This window comes from Hydrogenophaga sp., from assembly GCF_030373245.1.
In the GTDB taxonomy this organism is placed as follows: Bacteria; Pseudomonadota; Gammaproteobacteria; order Burkholderiales; family Burkholderiaceae_C; genus Hydrogenophaga.
Genome location: NZ_JAUCZF010000008.1, coordinates 121611 through 139452, shown reverse-complemented (window position 1 = coordinate 139452; position 17842 = coordinate 121611). Strand labels below are relative to the sequence as shown.

The 17842-nt window shown below is 64.2% G+C and carries 18 protein-coding genes and 1 tRNA gene; 14 read left to right on the top strand and 5 right to left on the bottom strand.

What is annotated here, in order from left to right; all coding sequences use genetic code 11:
• Positions 1-45: 45 nt before the first annotated feature.
• The 5 genes from atpA to QUV25_RS17040 all read left to right on the top strand — a co-directional run bounded on the left by atpA (position 46) and on the right by QUV25_RS17040 (position 5181).
• Positions 46-1602 (top strand): F0F1 ATP synthase subunit alpha, encoded by a 1557-nt coding sequence (atpA, locus tag QUV25_RS17060; protein WP_300865700.1) that lies wholly within the window; start codon positions 46-48, stop codon positions 1600-1602.
• Between the two features lie 26 nt (positions 1603-1628).
• Positions 1629-2495 (top strand): F0F1 ATP synthase subunit gamma, encoded by an 867-nt coding sequence (atpG, locus tag QUV25_RS17055; protein WP_300865699.1) that lies wholly within the window; start codon positions 1629-1631, stop codon positions 2493-2495.
• Between the two features lie 44 nt (positions 2496-2539).
• On the top strand, positions 2540-3946 hold the full coding sequence (atpD, locus tag QUV25_RS17050; protein WP_300865697.1) for a F0F1 ATP synthase subunit beta: 1407 nt from the start codon (positions 2540-2542) through the stop codon (positions 3944-3946).
• A gap of 120 nt (positions 3947-4066) precedes the next feature.
• On the top strand, positions 4067-4483 hold the full coding sequence (locus tag QUV25_RS17045) for a F0F1 ATP synthase subunit epsilon (RefSeq protein ID WP_291010060.1): 417 nt from the start codon (positions 4067-4069) through the stop codon (positions 4481-4483).
• A gap of 119 nt (positions 4484-4602) precedes the next feature.
• Positions 4603-5181 carry a cyclic nucleotide-binding domain-containing protein gene (locus QUV25_RS17040; RefSeq protein ID WP_300865696.1) on the top strand — a complete coding sequence of 193 codons (579 nt, stop codon included), beginning with the start codon at positions 4603-4605 and terminating at the stop codon, positions 5179-5181.
• A 52-nt stretch (positions 5182-5233) separates the two neighbouring features.
• Here QUV25_RS17040 and QUV25_RS17035 read toward each other — a convergent pair whose 3' ends face one another.
• The 3 genes from QUV25_RS17035 to QUV25_RS17025 are packed head-to-tail and all read right to left on the bottom strand — an operon-like array spanning position 5234 to position 7336.
• The gene (locus QUV25_RS17035) at positions 5234-5761 is read right to left on the bottom strand and encodes a TPM domain-containing protein (protein WP_300865695.1); all 528 of its coding nucleotides are present in this window, start codon (positions 5759-5761) and stop codon (positions 5234-5236) included.
• Between the two features lie 13 nt (positions 5762-5774).
• The gene (locus QUV25_RS17030) at positions 5775-6731 is read right to left on the bottom strand and encodes a TPM domain-containing protein (RefSeq protein ID WP_300865693.1); all 957 of its coding nucleotides are present in this window, start codon (positions 6729-6731) and stop codon (positions 5775-5777) included.
• Entirely contained in the window at positions 6728-7336 is a 609-nt protein-coding gene (locus QUV25_RS17025; protein ID WP_300865692.1) for a LemA family protein, read from the bottom strand. Before QUV25_RS17025 ends, QUV25_RS17030 begins: the two co-directional genes overlap by 4 nt.
• 142 nt (positions 7337-7478) lie before the next feature.
• On the opposite strand from QUV25_RS17025, the gene QUV25_RS17020 reads away from it, so the two are divergent.
• The 3 genes from QUV25_RS17020 to QUV25_RS17010 are packed head-to-tail and all read left to right on the top strand — an operon-like array spanning position 7479 to position 9553.
• On the top strand, positions 7479-7916 hold the full coding sequence (locus tag QUV25_RS17020; RefSeq protein WP_300865690.1) for a nuclear transport factor 2 family protein: 438 nt from the start codon (positions 7479-7481) through the stop codon (positions 7914-7916).
• On the top strand, positions 7916-8950 hold the full coding sequence (locus tag QUV25_RS17015) for an alpha/beta fold hydrolase (RefSeq protein ID WP_300865688.1): 1035 nt from the start codon (positions 7916-7918) through the stop codon (positions 8948-8950). The genes QUV25_RS17020 and QUV25_RS17015 overlap by 1 nt, the downstream gene beginning before the upstream one ends.
• A gap of 18 nt (positions 8951-8968) precedes the next feature.
• Positions 8969-9553: a DUF2946 family protein gene (locus QUV25_RS17010; protein ID WP_300865686.1), complete on the top strand. Its 585-nt coding sequence runs from the start codon at positions 8969-8971 to the stop codon at positions 9551-9553.
• Positions 9554-9630: 77 nt separating this feature from the next.
• On the opposite strand, the gene QUV25_RS17005 is transcribed toward QUV25_RS17010, so the two are convergent.
• Positions 9631-10497 carry a c-type cytochrome gene (locus QUV25_RS17005; RefSeq protein WP_300865684.1) on the bottom strand — a complete coding sequence of 289 codons (867 nt, stop codon included), beginning with the start codon at positions 10495-10497 and terminating at the stop codon, positions 9631-9633.
• Positions 10498-10827: 330 nt separating this feature from the next.
• On the opposite strand from QUV25_RS17005, the gene QUV25_RS17000 reads away from it, so the two are divergent.
• The 4 genes from QUV25_RS17000 to QUV25_RS16985 all read left to right on the top strand — a co-directional run bounded on the left by QUV25_RS17000 (position 10828) and on the right by QUV25_RS16985 (position 15057).
• Positions 10828-10903 (top strand) — tRNA-Arg (locus QUV25_RS17000).
• Between the two features lie 369 nt (positions 10904-11272).
• A complete protein-coding gene (gene pyk / locus QUV25_RS16995) occupies positions 11273-12706 on the top strand; it encodes a pyruvate kinase (RefSeq protein ID WP_300865683.1) in 1434 nt (477 codons plus the stop codon).
• A gap of 255 nt (positions 12707-12961) precedes the next feature.
• Positions 12962-14026 carry a class II fructose-bisphosphate aldolase gene (fba, locus tag QUV25_RS16990; RefSeq protein WP_300865681.1) on the top strand — a complete coding sequence of 355 codons (1065 nt, stop codon included), beginning with the start codon at positions 12962-12964 and terminating at the stop codon, positions 14024-14026.
• A gap of 122 nt (positions 14027-14148) precedes the next feature.
• Positions 14149-15057 (top strand): phosphoribosylaminoimidazolesuccinocarboxamide synthase, encoded by a 909-nt coding sequence (locus tag QUV25_RS16985; protein ID WP_300865680.1) that lies wholly within the window; start codon positions 14149-14151, stop codon positions 15055-15057.
• 25 nt (positions 15058-15082) lie between these two features.
• On the opposite strand, the gene trxA is transcribed toward QUV25_RS16985, so the two are convergent.
• On the bottom strand, positions 15083-15991 hold the full coding sequence (gene trxA, locus QUV25_RS16980) for a thioredoxin (protein ID WP_300865678.1): 909 nt from the start codon (positions 15989-15991) through the stop codon (positions 15083-15085).
• Between the two features lie 136 nt (positions 15992-16127).
• On the opposite strand from trxA, the gene purE reads away from it, so the two are divergent.
• Both purE and QUV25_RS16970 read left to right on the top strand, forming a co-directional pair.
• Positions 16128-16613, top strand: coding sequence for a 5-(carboxyamino)imidazole ribonucleotide mutase (gene purE / locus QUV25_RS16975; protein WP_300865677.1), 486 nt, complete (start codon positions 16128-16130; stop codon positions 16611-16613).
• Positions 16610-17842 carry a 5-(carboxyamino)imidazole ribonucleotide synthase gene (locus QUV25_RS16970; protein WP_300865676.1) on the top strand — a complete coding sequence of 411 codons (1233 nt, stop codon included), beginning with the start codon at positions 16610-16612 and terminating at the stop codon, positions 17840-17842. Before purE ends, QUV25_RS16970 begins: the two co-directional genes overlap by 4 nt.

Sequence of the window (17842 nt, the reverse complement as noted above, 5' to 3'; positions counted from 1 at the left end):
TCACGGGCGCGCCCTCATCCCATTTAACGAAAGAAGGAAAGAGTCATGCAACTCAATCCCGCCGAAATCTCTGAACTGATCAAGTCCCGCATCGAGGGGCTGGGTGCATCGAGCGATGTGCGCAACCAAGGTACCGTGGTGTCGGTGACCGACGGCATCGTCCGCGTGCACGGCCTGTCCGATGTGATGCAGGGTGAAATGCTGGAATTTCCGGCCAACAAGGATGGCGTGCCTTCCTTCGGTCTGGCGCTGAACCTCGAGCGCGACTCGGTGGGCTCGGTGATTCTGGGTGAATATGAGCACATCTCCGAAGGCGATACCGTCAAGTGCACGGGCCGAATTCTGGAAGTGCCGGTCGGCCCTGAGCTGATCGGCCGTGTCGTGAACGCGCTGGGCCAGCCCATCGACGGCAAAGGCCCGGTCAACGCCAAGATGACCGACGTGATCGAGAAAGTCGCGCCCGGCGTGATCGCCCGCAAATCGGTGGACCAGCCGGTGCAGACCGGCCTGAAGTCGATTGACTCGATGGTGCCTGTCGGCCGTGGCCAGCGCGAGCTGATCATCGGTGACCGCCAGACCGGCAAGACGGCGGTGGCCATTGACGCGATCATCAACCAGAAGGGTCAGAACATGACCTGCGTCTACGTCGCGATTGGCCAGAAGGCCTCGTCGATCAAGAACGTGGTGCGTGCCCTGGAGCAAGCCGGCGCGATGGACTACACCATCGTCGTGGCCGCTTCGGCCTCTGAATCCGCTGCTATGCAGTACCTGTCAGCTTACTCCGGCTGCACCATGGGCGAGTACTTCCGCGACCGCGGACAAGACGCCCTGATCGTGTACGACGACCTCTCCAAGCAGGCCGTGGCGTACCGCCAGGTGTCGCTGCTGCTGCGCCGTCCGCCAGGCCGCGAAGCCTACCCCGGTGACGTGTTCTATCTCCACAGCCGCTTGCTGGAGCGCGCAGCCCGCGTGAACGCCGACTACGTCGAAGCCTTCACCAAGGGTGAAGTCAAGGGAAAGACCGGTTCGCTGACCGCTCTGCCCATCATCGAAACGCAGGCCGGTGACGTGTCTGCTTTTGTGCCCACCAACGTGATCTCGATCACCGACGGCCAGATCTTCCTGGAAACCAGCCTGTTCAACGCCGGTATCCGTCCCGCCATCAACGCCGGTATTTCGGTGTCGCGGGTGGGTAGCTCGGCCCAGACCAAGCTGATCAAGAACCTCTCCGGTGGTATCCGTACCGACCTGGCCCAGTACCGTGAACTGGCCGCCTTCGCGCAGTTCGCCTCCGACCTGGACGAAGCCACCCGCAAGCAGCTCGACCGTGGTGCTCGCGTGACCGAATTGCTGAAGCAGGCCCAGTACAGCCCCCAATCGATTGCGCTGATGGCATCCACGCTGTTCGCTGTGAACAAAGGTTACCTGGATGACATCGAAATCAAGCAGGTGCTGCCTTTCGAAGCCGGCATGCACGCCCACCTGAAAGACAAGCACGCAGCCCTGTTGACCAAGCTGGAAAACGACCGCGCCATGGACAAGGACGCAGAAGCCCAGTTGGCGGCTGCGATCGCCGAATTCAAGAAAACCGGCACGTACTGAGCCACTGACCTTCACAAGGAGCAGCTATGGCAGCAGGCAAGGAAATACGCGGCAAGATCAAATCGGTGGAAAACACCAAGAAGATCACCAAAGCGATGGAAATGGTCGCCGCCTCCAAAATGCGCAAGGCGCAGGATCGCATGCGTGCGGCCCGGCCTTACGCGGAGAAGGTGCGCCAGATCACCGGCAACCTCAGCCGTGCGAACCCGGAGTACACGCACCCGTTCATGCTGAAGAACGAAGCCAAGGCCGCTGGCTTTGTCCTGGTGACGACCGACAAGGGTCTGTGTGGCGGCATGAACACCAATGTGTTGCGTGCACTCACCACCCAGCTCAAGGACCTGCAGGCCCAAGGGCAAAAGGCCGAAGCCGTGGCCATTGGCAACAAAGGCCTGGGCTTCCTCAACCGCATTGGTGCCAAGGTGCTCTCCAGCGCCACCGGCCTGGGCGATACGCCTCATCTCGACAAGCTGATCGGCCCGGTCAAGACCCTGCTAGACGCCTACACCGAGGGTCGGGTGAACGCGGTTTATGTCTGCTACACCCGATTCATCAACACGATGAAGCAGGAAGCCGTCATTGAGCAGCTGCTCCCGCTCAACGCTGGCGAACTGCAGGACAACGCAGGTGGTCGTGACTGGGACTACATCTACGAGCCCGACGCTGCCGCAGTCATCGATGAGTTGCTGCTGCGTTACGTCGAGGCCCAGGTTTATCAGGCCGTGGCAGAAAACATGGCGTCCGAGCAGTCGGCGCGCATGGTGGCCATGAAGGCTGCCACCGACAACGCCGGCAGCGTCATCAGTGAACTCAAGCTGGTCTACAACAAGACCCGTCAGGCCGCGATCACGAAAGAGCTTTCGGAAATCGTGGCGGGCGCCGCAGCCGTTTGACGTTGTCGATCAACCGTATTTAGAGAAAAGAGAAGGTTTCAATCATGGCTCAGATTCAAGGCAAGATTGTTCAGTGCATCGGCGCTGTGGTGGACGTGGAATTTCCGCGTGACAACATGCCGCACATTTACGATGCGCTGAAAATGGAAGGTTCCGCGCTGACGCTGGAAGTCCAGCAGCAGCTCGGCGACGGCGTGGTGCGCACGATTGCACTGGGCTCGTCCGACGGCCTGCGCCGCGGTATGGTGGTCTCCAACACCCACAACCCCATCATGGTGCCCGTGGGCAAGGCCACGCTGGGCCGCATCATGGACGTGCTCGGCACGCCCATCGACGAACGTGGCCCGGTCGATCAGGCGCTGACCTCGTCCATCCACCGCAAGGCCCCGGCCTACGACGAGCTGAGCCCTTCCCAGGAGTTGCTGGAAACCGGCATCAAGGTGATTGACCTGGTGTGCCCGTTTGCCAAGGGCGGCAAAGTGGGTCTTTTCGGTGGTGCCGGTGTGGGCAAGACCGTGAACATGATGGAACTCATCAACAACATCGCCAAGGCGCACTCGGGTCTGTCCGTGTTCGCCGGTGTGGGTGAGCGCACCCGTGAGGGCAACGACTTCTATCACGAGATGGCCGACTCCGGCGTCGTGAATCTGGAGAAGCTTGAAGAGTCCAAAGTGGCCATGGTCTACGGCCAGATGAACGAGCCTCCAGGCAACCGCCTGCGCGTTGCGCTGACGGGCCTGACCATCGCCGAGTCGTTCCGCGACGAAGGCAAGGACGTGCTGTTCTTCGTGGACAACATCTACCGCTTCACGCTGGCCGGTACCGAAGTGTCCGCGCTGCTGGGCCGCATGCCTTCCGCCGTGGGTTACCAGCCCACGCTGGCCGAAGAAATGGGTCGCCTGCAGGAACGCATCACCTCCACCAAGGTGGGCTCGATCACCTCGATCCAGGCCGTTTACGTGCCGGCTGATGACTTGACCGATCCGTCGCCTGCCACCACCTTCGCTCACCTGGATTCCACCGTGGTGTTGTCGCGCGACATCGCCTCACTCGGTATCTATCCTGCCGTGGACCCACTGGACTCCACCAGCCGCCAGCTCGACCCGCTGGTCGTGGGCCAGGAGCACTACGAAACGGCTCGCACCGTGCAGAACACGCTGCAGCGCTACAAGGAACTGCGCGACATCATCGCCATTCTGGGCATGGACGAACTGGCGCCTGAAGACAAGCTGGCCGTGGCCCGCGCCCGCAAGATCCAGCGTTTCCTCAGCCAGCCTTTCCACGTGGCCGAGGTCTTCACCGGTTCACCGGGCAAGTACGTGCCATTGGCTGAAACCATCCGTGGCTTCAAGATGATCACCAGCGGCGAATGCGATCACCTGCCCGAGCAGGCGTTCTACATGGTCGGCACCATCGACGAAGCCTTCGAAAAGGCCAAGAAAGTCGCATAAAGCGGTGTACTCAGGTGCCCGGCTTGGTGGGTGTGCTCCCTGTGCAAAAGCACTGTCCCGCGCATCGCCCAGCCAGACTCCCGATCACCTGCTTCCCTTCGACTTTTTACAGGAGTACCTATGAGCACCATCCGCGTCGATGTGGTCAGCGCCGAAGCGTCCATCTTCTCTGGCGATGCCAAGTTTGTTGCACTGCCGGGCGAGGCGGGTGAGCTGGGCATCTTGCCAGGCCACATTCCGCTCATCACCCGCATCAAGCCGGGTGCGGTGCGCATCGAAAAGGCAGATGGCGGCGAAGAGTTCGTGTTTGTGGCTGGTGGTATTCTGGAAGTGCAGCCCAATCACATCACCGTCTTGTCTGACACCGCTATCCGTGGCCACGACCTCGACGAAGCCAAGGCCACCGAAGCCCGCCGCCAAGCTGAAGAAGCCGTGAAGAACGCCGCCAGTGACATCGACCTGGCCAAGGCGACGTCCGAGCTGGCCGTCATGGCGGCACAAATCGCTGCCCTGCGCAAGTACCGTCAGAAAAAATGACGGTTGGGCGCACTGCCAAGAGAAAGTCCGGCCACGTGCCGGCTTTTTTCGTTGTAGCGGAACGAACGCTGCGCGCAAAATGGTGCGCCATGCTTGAACGTTCTTGCTGACCCGCTGCCATGTCGTCCATATTTGAAAGCCCCGATCTGGCGCCTGAAGAGGTGGCCGCTCGCCTGCTGGTCACGCCCAGCGCGCTCGACGACCTCACCCTGGCCGATGCTTTCAAGGTGGTGGCCTACATGCGACCCAAGCGCATCGCGGCAGGCACTGTCTTCATTCAGGAGGGTGAGGTCAGGCAGAACGACTACATGCTGCTGGTGCTCGAAGGCGACATCGCGGTGGAGAACGAGCTGCACGGCTACCAGGAAAGCATGGTGGTCAACATCATCGGGCCAGGCCACCTGATCGGTGAAATGGGTGTGCTCGACGGCTCTCCGCGGTCTGCCACCTGCACCGCTACGACCCAGATCTACGCCGCTGTGCTCTCGCGCACCGCGTTGATGCGGCTGCTCAAAGACGAGCCGCGCGTCGGCTCGCGCCTGTTGCTGGCGATTTCCAAGCGAATGGCAGACCGCCTGCGCGACACCACGCGCAAACTCAAGAGCTTTGCGCAGATGAACAAGGCGCTTCAAGAGGAGCTGCAGGTGGTCATGAACAACCGCACCCCGCTGACCAAGAGCACACGCAAATCGGGATGACCGCGCCCGGTGGAGTCGAGCAGGAGTTTCGGTGTGGTGAGGTGGCGCCGCTTCAGGCTCTCGCCACGCAGTCGGGCAGCTCGTTGGCTCTTGCTGCGCCCGGCTCAGCGGGGAAATGCGACACCAGCAGCAATGAGACTTCTTCAAGCGCCTGGGTCAAACCGTCTTCAAACGCCCCCGCTCGCAACCGGTGGCTGAGGCGGTCCACGATGGCCTGCCATTGGTCTTGCGGTACGCGTTCGGCAAGCGCCCGGTCAGCCACAAACTCAATCGCGTGCTCGGCCAGCAACAGGTAAATGAGTACGCCGTTGTTGTGCTCGGTGTCCCAAACGCCCAGCCGACCGAACCAGCCCAGCGCGCGTTCCCGCACCACCTGAGCCAGCGGGCGCTCGGGGCCCACGCCCCACAGCTCGCCTGGCGGCAGGCTCGCCTCCACGCAAAGACGCACCTCACCCGTGTGGCGCCCCTCGCTGGCAGCGATGCGTCGTGCCAGGCGTTCGGCCAGGTCGTCAGGTACCGCGCGGCGGGTGTCGCTCAGGTCCAGCCAGAGGTGGCGAAGCCAGCGCGAGAGGTTCAACATGATGCGGGTCTCCTCACCATCCACCCGAGGCACCACCGCCTCCGAAATTGCCGCCACCGCCCGAGCTGAAGCCACCGCCTCCGCCGAAGCCACCACCCCGGCCACCGAAACCCCCAGTGCCGCCCCAATGCCCCCCGCCGCGTCGACCGCGCCCGCCGCCCGACTGCACCGGCATGTGCTGCATGAACAGCGCAGCGAGCATGCCCAGCAGCCCGGCACCGATCGCGATCCACAGCACTGCAGTGAGCGCGAACGCGAGACCACCCGCGCCCACGCCGGTGAGCAGCGTGCCCAGCTTGTTGCCAAAGATACTGCGCAGCACCGCGGCGATCATGGGCACGGCAAAGGCCAGGAAGATCAGCAGGTCGACCCACCCCAGATCACCGGCCACGTTCTGCGAGCGCTCTCCTGGCAAGGGAAGTTCTTCACCCCGGATTCGCGCCAGGATCTGGTCCACCCCGGCCGCGATGCCGCCGGCGTAATCGCCCTGGCGAAAAGCCGGTGTCACCGCCTGGTCGAGGATGCGGCGCGCCAGGAGGTCGGGAATCGCGCCTTCCAGCGTCTTGGCGGTGGCAATGCGCAAGCGCCGGTCGTCCTTGGCGATCACGAACAGCACGCCGTCGCCGACGTCCTGGCGTCCGATCTTCCAGGCGTCACCCAGGCGTTGGGTGTAGTCGGCAATGTCCTCGGGCGCGGTGGTGGCCACCATCAGCACCACCACCTGAGAACCGCGCTCCTGCTCGAAGGCAGCCAGCTTTGCTTCCAGCGCCGCCAGGGCGCCGGCGTCCAGCGTGCCCGTCTGGTCTATGACGCGGGCCCGCAATTCGGGCAACGGCTGAACCCCTTGGGCAAAGGAAAGCGCTGTGGCCAGGAAGAGCACCAGCCCGAGGCAGGCGGCAGCACAGAAGCGCACAGCGCGCGAGGCGTGAGCAGCGCGTCGGCCGATGCCGCTGCGCACCCTTTGGGTCATTGCTTGTTGAAGTCCACAGTGGGCGGCGTCGAGATCGCAGCCTCGTTCTCAACCTGGAAATTCGCCTTGGGCGGATAGCTGAACACCATGGCTGTCAGGTTGGTCGGGAAGCTGCGCTGCAGCACGTTGTACTCCTGGATGGTCTGGATGTAGCGGTTGCGCGCCACCGTGATGCGGTTCTCCGTGCCTTCGAGCTGCACCCGCAGATCGCTGAAGCCCTGGTTGGCCTTCAGGTTGGGGTACTGCTCCACCACCACCATCAGACGGCTCAGCGCGCTGCTCACTTCGCCTTGCGCAGCCTGAAACCGCTGCATCGCGGCCGGATCGTTGACCATCTCCGGGGTCATCTGGATGGAGGTCGCCTTGGAGCGCGCCTCGATCACCTTGGTGAGCGTCTCCTGCTCAAAATTCGCTTCACCCTTGACGGTGGCGACGATGTTGGGGATCAGGTCGGCACGGCGCTGGTACTGGTTGAGCACTTCTGACCAGGCCGATTTGCTCTGCTCGTCCAGACGCTGGAAATCGTTGTAGCCGCAGCCGCTGAGGCTGGTGAGAAGCAACAGAGTGCTGGCCCAGGTGAGCAAGCGGGGAAGGGAGTAGCGCATGGGGAATCCTCCGCGGCCTTGGGGGCCGATCTATCGGTTCAAACCGGGTGAGAAAGCAAGTCTTTCGGACTATACCCGTCACCGTTGTCGCCTGGCCGGGCGCATCGCGCGGCCGGATGCGTCGCGGGGCAAAATAGCAGGCATGCGAAAACCCAAGATCCCGCCGGGGTCACCCGACGACACCGAAGCCGCCTTCTACGACGCCTTGCAGCAAGCCGACATCGATCGGCTCATGGCCTGCTGGGCCGACGAAGACGATGTGCTCTGCGTCCATCCGGGTGGGCCGCGCCTGCTGGGCCACGCAGCCATACGTTCCGCCTTCGAGGCCCTGTTCGCCAACGGCAGCGTGCGGGCGTTTCCGGACAAGGTGCGGCGGCTTGACGCCGGGGCCAGCAGCGTCCACAGCGTGGTTGAACGGGTCGAAGTGCTGGGGGATGACGGTATGCAGCATGCGTGGGTGGTGGCGACCAATGTCTACGCCAAGACACCGCAAGGCTGGCGCATGGTGGCGCACCACGCCAGTCCCGGGCTGCCCGGCGAGCCGGCCGATGCGCCGTCGTCGCGCCCAGTGCTGCATTGATGGCCGGCTCGGCGGTGTTGTCCGTACTGGACCGGGTGTCGCCTGGCATCGACTACCGCGCGCCGCGCTGGCTGCCCGGTGGCAACGCCCAGACCATCTGGGCCGCGCTGGCCGCGCGCCGCTATTTCGGTGCGCCGCCGAGCTGGCAGCGCAGCCGCTGGACCACGCCCGATGGCGACTTCATCGATGTGGATCAGGCCCGGCACCCAAGCGATGCAAAGGCTCCGCTGCTGGTGCTGTTCCACGGCCTGGAGGGTTCGTCAGCCAGCCACTACGCCATGGCATTTGCCGACTTTGCTGCGGCCCAGGGGCTGGCGTTTGCCGTGCCGCATTTCCGCGGCTGCTCGGGTGAACTCAACCACGCGCCGCGCGCCTACCACTCAGGTGATTTCCACGAGATTGACTGGGTGCTGCGTCGCTTTGCCGTCGAACACGCGGGCCGCCCGCTGATCGTGGTCGGTGTCTCGCTGGGCGGCAATGCGCTGCTGCGCTGGGCCGGCGAAATGGGAGCCAGGGCCGCTGACACGGTGCGCGCGGTGGCAGCTGTGTGTTCGCCGCTGGACCTCGCGGCTGGTGGTCATGCCATCGGACGCGGCTTCAACCGGCTGGTGTACACGCGCATGTTTCTCGCCACCATGGTGCCCAAGGCGCTGCGAAAACTGGACCAACATCCCGGCCTGTTCGACCGCGAAGCGCTGCTTGCCGCGCGCGACCTCTACGCGTTTGACAACCTGTTCACCGCGCCCCTGCACGGCTTTCGCGATACCGACGACTACTGGGCGCGCGCCTCCGCCAAGCCGGTGCTGGGCGGCATCCGGGTGCCGGCGCTGGCGCTCAATGCCCTCAACGATCCGTTCGTGCCCGCGGCTTCTCTGCCGACGGACCGCGAGGTGAGTGCAAGCGTCACCCTCTGGCAGCCTGCGCAAGGCGGCCATGTGGGCTTTCCCACCGCCAGCGACGGTGTGCTCGGTTGGCCAGTCCATGTGCGCACCATGCCTGAAGCCGTGGGGCAATGGCTGCTGGCGCGTGCTTGATCGCAAGGACAAAATCCCATGGACGATCTGGTCATAGCCGCACTAGCCAAATGGCCCAACGTACCGCACTGCTTCGGCTGGCTCGGGCTAGATGCGCGCGGCAACTGGTACATGCGCGATGACGGCGCCCAGGCCGCCGGCCCCTTTGCACTGGAGCCAGGCGAGACCGGCCAGACCATCAAAGGCTCGCTGCTTCGACACGACAAGCTGATTGACTTCATCCACCGTAACTGCGCCGCCGATGACCAAGGCCAATGGTTTTTCCAGAATGGGCCGCAGCGGGTTTACCTGGAACTGGAGGCCGCGCCCTTCGTCTGGCGGCTGCAGCCCGATGGGCGGGTGCTCGCCCACACCGGCGCGGACGCGGGTGCAGTACAGCGCTGCCTGCTCGACGAACAGGGGCGGCTGTATCTGGTGACTGCGCTCGGGCTGGGACTGGTGCACACCAGCGACATGGTGCTCGCAGCCGATGCGGTTGAGCGCGGTGAATGGGTGCCGCAAGACGTGTGTTCGCAGCAGCTGCCGGCCGAGTTCGGCTTTGTCCGCAGCCCTCAGCGCCGACATGCAGCGCAGCCGCCCAGCCAGTCAGCAAAACCTCGCTGATCGCATCTCCTGCATGCGCAGGCAAAAAAAGAGAGCCCGTCGGTGACGGGCTCTCTTTTTTGCACGAAGCGGATGGCTTATTTGAGCTGCGCCAGCATGTATTCCACCGCAGCCTTGATCTCGGCGTCCGAGGCGGCCGAGCCACCGCGGGGCGGCATCGCGCCCTTACCTTTGAGCACGCTGGCGGTCAGCGCATCCACACCGCTGCCCACCCGCGCTCCCCAGGCGGCCTTGTCGCCCGACTTCGGTGCGCCGGCAATGCCCGCAGCATGGCACACCGTACAAGCCTGCTTGTACACCGCCTCACCCGCGCCAGCGGCAACGGCCATGGGCGCTGCAGCTGGTGCGGCGGCCGCAGCGGGAGCCGCAGCCACCACCTCGGCAGCAGGTGCCGCAGCGGGTGCGGCGGGCGCTTCGGCGGCAGGAGCCGGCGCGGCAGCGCCGCCGGCTGCAGGCGCAGCCGGCATTTCAAACTTACCACCGGCGGCATTGGCCATGTGCACCACCGCGCGACCGATCTCCAAGTCGCTGTAGGCGCCACCAGCTTGAGCGCCCATGGCACCCTTGCCCTTGAGGGCAGAGTTCAGCAGGGCTTCGTACCCGGTGGCGATGCGAGGCGCCCAGGCGGCGACGTCTCCCGATTTGGGCGCGCCCACCAGCCCGGCCGCGTGGCAGGCCGTGCATTGAGCGGCGTAGACGGCTTCGCCAGAAGCCAGCGGCCGGTTGGCGTCGCGTAGCTCCACCGAGCCGATGCGCTGGATGCGCTGCGCCGTGGCCAGCTCGACATCCACCGCGCCAGCGGCTGGCTTGTTGCCCGAAGTCACGAAATACACCAGGCCAATGATGATGAAAATCGGTGCCACAAAGAAAAAGAACGACGTCCAGAGCAACTGGGCGGGCGTCTTGATGGGGCCGGTGTGGTCTTCGTGCGCGTGGTCGCTCATGGTTTCCTCAAAGAAAGCGGAATGGGGCCCTCGGGGCCACAGTGGCCGGCCGCGAATTCACGTAGGCGACGGGCAGCCTGCGATTATACCGAGCGCCCTCTTGCAGCCGGCTTGCATTCCCCCTGACTGTTAGAATTTGGTCCACTGCGTTCAGGCTCAGGTGCGCAGCGCAGGAGTCTCTGAGGATGCGGTTGCCCGAGGCACTGCGCCATTTTTTACGATGGCGCCATTCACGGTGCGCCAGCGGTTCAGTGGCGGTGTATTGGCCTCCGAAGGTTGTCGTCATTGGCCAGGCGACCTCCAGATAGACTATGGGTCTCCAGACAGCATGCGGCTGTAGCTCAGTGGATAGAGTATTGGCCTCCGAAGCCAAGGGTCGTGGGTTCGATCCCCGCCAGCCGCACCAAAATCAATGATTCACATGGGTCTTTGAAGACCTGTGCGGCATCCACGGGTTCTTCCAACCTGCAACCTCAGCATCGCGAGCGGCCGGCTCCTTCAGTCCACCAGCGACGGCGTAGACCGCCCTCGGTCTGGAAGAAGTTCTGAGCAGGCGCAGAAACGCGAAAGCCAGCTCCAGCAATCTGTTCACTAGAGCGCATGCGACTGCGCAACGCACTCCTTTCGAACGTTTTGTGTTTGCGTTCAAGCGGTGTTGTTCCCTTGTGAGGCTTTGAGGGGCGGGGTGTGGTAACCCGACGGTAACTGGTTTCGCCGATAATTGAAACCAAATTACAAACCCCCGGTGATTGCCCACCTTTCGGAGACTGATTTCATGCCCCAGCGCGCCACCAAGATCGTCGCCACCCTTGGCCCTGCCTCCAGTTCGCCCGAGATGCTCGAAGCCATGATCCGCGCCGGTGTGAACCTGGTGCGGCTCAACTTCTCTCACGGTGCGGCGCAAGACCACATCGACCGCGCAGCGCTGGTGCGCGAAGCGGCGCAGCGCGCCGGTCGCGAGGTCGGCATCATGGCCGACCTGCAAGGTCCGAAGATCCGCGTCGGCAAGTTCGCCGATGGCAAGGTGATGCTGCAGCCGGGAGAAAAATTCGTGCTCGATGCCTCGCGCAGCGAGCCCGGTGACCTGGGCGGCGTGGGCCTGGACTACAAGGAATTGCCGCGCGATGTGAAGGCCGGTGACACGCTGCTGCTCAACGACGGCCTGATCGTGCTCACGGTGGACAAGGTCGCAGGACCGGCGGTGCACACCACGGTGAAGCTGGGCGGCGAGTTGTCCAACAACAAGGGCATCAACAAGCAGGGCGGCGGCCTGACGGCGCCTGCGCTCACCGCCAAGGACATGGACGACATCAAGACCGCCATGGGCCTCAAGGCCGATTACGTGGCAGTCAGCTTTCCCAAGAACGCCACCGACATGGAGCTGGCGCGCCAGCTGTGCAACGTGGCGGGGGCGGCCACCGGCCACAAGCCGGGCCTGATCGCCAAGATCGAGCGCGCCGAGGCGATTCCCGAGCTGGCCAACATCCTCAAGGTGTCCGACGGCATCATGGTTGCGCGGGGTGACCTGGCGGTGGAAGTGGGCAACGCGGCGGTGCCTGGCCTGCAGAAACACATGATCCGGCTCGCGCGCGAGATGGACAAGCTGGCCATCACCGCCACTCAGATGATGGAGAGCATGATCCTGGCCCCGGTGCCCACGCGCGCCGAGGTCAGCGACGTGGCCAACGCCGTGCTCGACGGCACCGACGCGGTGATGCTCAGCGCCGAGACCGCTGCCGGCAAGTACCCGCTGGAGACGGTGGTGGAAATGGCCAACATCTGCCAGGAAGCCGAAAAAGCCGAATACGCCGAGCTGGGCGCCGATTTCAAGGGCAAGACCTTCAAGCGCATCGACCAGACCATCGCCATGGGCGCCCTGTTCACCGCCCATCACCTGGGCGCCAAGGCCATCGTGGCGCTGACCGAGTCGGGTTCGACGGCGCTGTGGATGAGCCGGCACAACGTGCGTATGCCGATTTATGCCGTGACCTCCAACCAGGCTGCCCAGCGCCGCATGACGCTGTACCGCAACGTGCGTCCGCTGCTCATGGATACCAGCGCCGACCGAGACACCGCGCTGGCCGACGCCGAGGCTCACCTCAAGGCACGCGGCATCGTTCAGCCAGGCGACATTTACGCCATCACGGTGGGCGAACCCATGGGGTCGCCCGGCGGCACCAACACGCTCAAGCTTTGCCGAGCGGGGTAGATAGGTCTTTGCATTTTTCGTCCATCGGACGCGCGGTGCGGCCCTGCCACTGCGAGGGTCGCCTCCCGCGAAGGCGCTGATCCACTTGGCACGGCCCCGCGGAGCCAGTCCATGGTCGCCCCGTTTGGGCTCTCCTCGCCTCGGCAGATTTCGATGCAGCCGACATGGCCTTGGCAGACTGCTGGCTGCTCGTCTTAAGCCTTAAAATTCCCGGAGTTACCAACCGGTTACCAACCGTCTTCAAAGGGGATTTTCATGGCGCTCGTTTCCATGCGCGAACTGCTCGACCACGCCGCGGCCAACGGCTACGGCATTCCCGCGTTCAACGTCAACAACCTGGAACAGGTGCAGGCGGTGATGGCCGCGGCCGACGAGGTCGGTGCACCGGTGATCTTGCAGGCCAGCGCTGGCGCCCGCAAGTACGCGGGCGAGCCTTTCATCAAGCACTTGATTCAGGCCGCTGCCGAGATGTATCCGCACATTCCGCTGGTGATGCACCAGGACCATGGCACCAGCGTCAAGGTCTGCGAAGGTGCTATCGCGCTGGGCTTTGGCTCGGTGATGATGGACGGTTCGCTGATGGAAGACGGCAAGACGCCAGCTTCGTTCGACTACAACGTGGACGTGACGCGCAAAGTCGTCGACATGGCGCACCGGTCGGGTGTCACCGTCGAAGGTGAACTCGGCTGCCTGGGCAACCTGGAAACCGGTGAAGCCGGTGAAGAAGACGGCATCGGCGCCGAAGGCAAACTGGACCACAGCCAGATGCTGACCGACCCGGAAGAAGCCGCCGTATTCGTCAAGGCCACGCAGCTTGATGCGCTGGCCATTGCCATCGGCACCAGCCACGGCGCCTACAAGTTCAGCCGCAAACCCACGGGCGACATCCTGGCGATCGGCCGCGTGAAGGAAATCCACGCCCGCATCCCCAATACCCACCTGGTGATGCACGGCTCCAGCAGCGTGCCGCAAGACCTGCTGGACATCATCAACCAGTACGGCGGCAAGATGAAGCAGACCTACGGCGTGCCAGTGGAAGAAATCCAGGAAGCCATCAAGCACGGTGTGCGCAAGATCAACATCGATACCGACGTGCGTCTGGCCATGACCGGCGCGGTGCGCAAGTTCCTGGCCGAGAACCCCGACAAGTTCGACGCCCGCGAGTGGCTCAAGCCCGCGCGCGAGGCCGCCAAGCAGGTCGCCAAACAGCGCTACCTGCAATTTGGCTGCGAAGGCCAGGGTGCCAGGATCAAGGGCGACAGCCTGAGCGTGATGGCCACGCGCTATACCAAGGGTGAGCTGGCGCAGCAGGTGGTTTGAGCGGCATCCCATGCCTTCGAATGGGGGCCACGCGAAGTTGCGATAATCGGCGTGAATAGCCGCCAGCCCGTTGACTGTTCAACGGGCTTTTTTCTTGGCCGTTTCCTTTCCGGCGATCGATCATGACTTCCGCTCTTCACACCTCCGCCCTGAACTCCCTGCCGCTGCTGGCGCGCGGCAAGGTGCGCGACAACTACGCTGTGGGGGACGACCGCATCCTGATGGTGGCCAGCGACCGCATCAGCGCCTTCGACGTGATCATGGGCGAGCCGATTCCGGGCAAGGGCGCCTTGCTCACCCAGCTCTCGCTGTTCTGGTTCGACAAGCTCGGCCCGAATGGCCTGAACATCTGCCCGATCCACCTCACCGGCGAGGTGCCCGAGAGCGTGGTGAGTGAGTTGGAAGCGCCGCAGGTGCGCGACCGGTCGATGCTGGTGCAGCGCCTGAAACCGATTCCGGTGGAAGCGGTGGTGCGCGGTTACCTGGCCGGCAGCGGCTGGAAGGAGTATCAGGACAGCCGCTCGGTGTGTGGTGTCCCGCTGCCCGAGGGCTTGCAGAACGCTTCCAAGCTGCCCGAGCCGATCTACACGCCCGCGGCCAAAGCCGAGATGGGCGAGCACGACGAAAACATCACCTACGAACAGACGGTAGCGATGGTGGGTGCCGATGTGGCGGCGCAGATCCGCGAGTATGCGCTCAAGCTCTACAGAGCCGCGGCCGAAATTGCGCTCGCCAAGGGCATCATCATTGCCGACACCAAGTTTGAATTTGGTCTGGACCGCGAGGGCCGGGTGGTGCTGATGGACGAGGTGCTCACGCCCGACAGCTCGCGCTACTGGCCGCTGGAAAGCTATGTGGTGGGCGAGAACCCACCCAGCTACGACAAGCAGTTCCTGCGCGACTGGCTGGAGGCCGTGCGCATCAACGGCAAGCCCTGGGACAAGTCGCCGCCGGCGCCGCGCCTTCCCAAAGAGGTGATCGACAAGACCGCGGCCAAGTACCAGGAAGCGCTCACTCGCCTGGTGGGCTGAGCCCCGCCAGCGCTGCGCGAGCCGATCAGCTCAACACCACGCTCGAGAGGCGCCGCCGGTAGGTGGCCACGGTCGGGTCTTCCGGCGGCACCTGGCCCTCGGCCACTTTGGGCTTGGGTGGCTCGATGATGTCGAGGATGGCGATGTAGGTTTTGCGTGCGAGGTCGTCGTTCCACGATTTGTCGCGCATCAGGATGTCGAGCAGCTCGTCCATGGCGTCGGTCCAGCGGCCCTGCGCCATGTGTTGCTGGGCGAGCGCGAAGCGGGCTTCGAAGTCGCGCTTGTTGGTGGAGATCCTCGCCTGCAACGCAGCGGTGTGGGCGGCCGCATCGGTCACATCGATTTGCGCGTCGCGTGCCGCCATCCAGCGTTGCAGCGAATCGAGCCGGCGCACCGCGAGCGCCTTGGCGATCACCGGCGCAAACGCCACTTTGGCATCGTCATCCCGATCCAGTTGCAGCAGCAGCTTGACGAGGTCGAAGCGGGCGTCGTTGTTGTTGGGGTCCGTATTCACTGCGAGTTGCAGCTTTTCCAGGGCGCCCTCGGTGTCGCCGGCGGCGAGTGCGTCCAGCGCCTCGGCCTCCTCTTCGATTGCGGCCAGTTCTTCGGCCGCGGGCAGGTGCTTGTCCAGGAAGGCTTTGACCTGGCCCTCGGGCAGCGCACCCATGAAGCCGTCAACGGGTTGGCCGTTCATGAGCAGCACGCAGGTGGGAATGCTGCGCACGCCAAAGGCCTGGGCCAGCTGCTGTTCCTGGTCGGAGTCGATCTTGACCAGCTTGAAGCGGCCGGCGTAGGCGGTCTCGATCTTCTCCAGAATCGGGCCGATCACTTTGCAAGGGCCGCACCAGGGAGCCCAGAAGTCGACCAGCACGGGGGTCTGCATCGAGGCTTCGATGACCTCGGTTTCAAAGTTGGCGATGGTGGCGTTGATCATGGGTGCTTGTTTTGAGGTGGCGGTTTGCAGGCCGACGTGGGCGCAAACGTAAAATCGGTACTTTACCGGAGGCAGGCCAGCGGGTCGGTCTCTGCTTTCCCGCCCCGCTCGCCGGTGGCGTGCACAAGGCAACCCGATGAATCCCATTCAAGTCGGCGTGGTGATGGGCTCCAGCAGTGACTGGGACACCATGCAGCACGCGGTGCAGATCCTCAAGGACTTCGACATCGCGCATGAGGCGCGTGTCGTCTCGGCGCACCGCATGCCGGATGACATGTTTGCCTACGCCGAAGCGGCAGCGGGCCGAGGCTTGCAGGCCATCATCGCTGGTGCCGGTGGCGCTGCCCATTTGCCGGGCATGCTGGCGGCCAAGACGGTGGTGCCGGTGCTGGGTGTGCCGGTGGCGAGCAAACACCTCAGCGGCGTGGATTCATTGCACAGCATCGTGCAAATGCCCAAGGGTGTGCCGGTGGCCACTTTTGCGATCGGGCAGGCGGGTGCCGCCAATGCAGCGTTGTTTGCCGTGGCCTTGCTTGCCAGCCACGATGCGGCTTTGCGCGAAAAACTCGTCACCTATCGCGCCGAACAGACTGCAGCCGCCAGAGCTATGACCTTGCCATGAGCCTCAAACCCATTCTTCCCGGCAGCACGTCGGCCACTGGTCAGCAGATGACGCTGGGTGTGATGGGCGGCGGACAGCTCGGCCGCATGTTTGTGCAGGCGGCGCAGGCCATGGGCTATTTCACCGCGGTGCTCGATCCGGACCCTGCCAGCCCGGCCGGCCTGATCAGCCACTTCCACATCCAGACGCCTTTCGACGACGAGCAAGGTCTGGCCCAGCTGATGCAACGCTGCGAGGCCATCACCACCGAGTTCGAAAACGTACCGGCGCCCGCGCTGGTCACGCTGGGCGCACATCGCCCGGTTGCGCCGTCGGCCGTGTGTGTGGCTGTGGCGCAGGACCGGGTGCTGGAGAAGGCGCGTTTCGTGAAGTGTGCGCCGGTGAGTGGTGTGTCGCCCGCCCCTCACGCCGTGGTCGACAGTGTGGACTCACTGGCCGCGGTCCCGGATGATTTGTTGCCTGGCATCCTCAAGACCGCTCGACTGGGTTACGACGGCAAAGGTCAGGTGCGCGTGTCGACGCGCGAGGCGCTGGCCCAGGCCTGGGCTGATCTGGGGCGCGTGACGTGTGTGATCGAAAAGCTGCTGCCGTTGCAGGCCGAGTGCTCGGTGATCGTGGCGCGCGGCGCCAATGGCCAGCGGGTGAGCTTCCCGGTGCAGGCCAACACCCACCGCGACGGCATTCTGGCGTTGACCGAGGCCTATGAAGGCGCAGTGCCGCCCGCGCTGGCCGAGCGGGCAGTTGCCAGCACGCTTGCGATTGCCGATGAGTTGAACTACGTGGGCGTGTTGTGTGTTGAGTACTTCATCGTGAAGAACTCAGCGGGAGAGCCCGACCTGGTCGTCAACGAAATGGCGCCGCGCCCGCACAACAGCGGCCACTACACCCAGAACGCCTGCGACCTTTCGCAGTTCGAGGCCCAGGTGCGCACGCTGGCGGGTCTGCCCCTGCCCACGCCGCGCCAGCACAGTCCGGCCATCATGATCAACCTGCTTGGCGATCTTTGGTTTGAGCCCAATGGCGTGCGCAGCCAGCAGAGCGAGCGCCCTGTGTCGCCCCCCTGGGACCAGGTGCTTGCCTTGCCAGGCACGCATCTGCACCAGTACGGCAAGCTGAGCCCGCGACCCGGGCGCAAGATGGGCCACCTCAACATCACCGCCCCTAACGTGGAACAGGTGCGCGCCACCGCGCGTCAGGTGCTGGCGCTGCTGGGCCTGCCCGCACTCTGA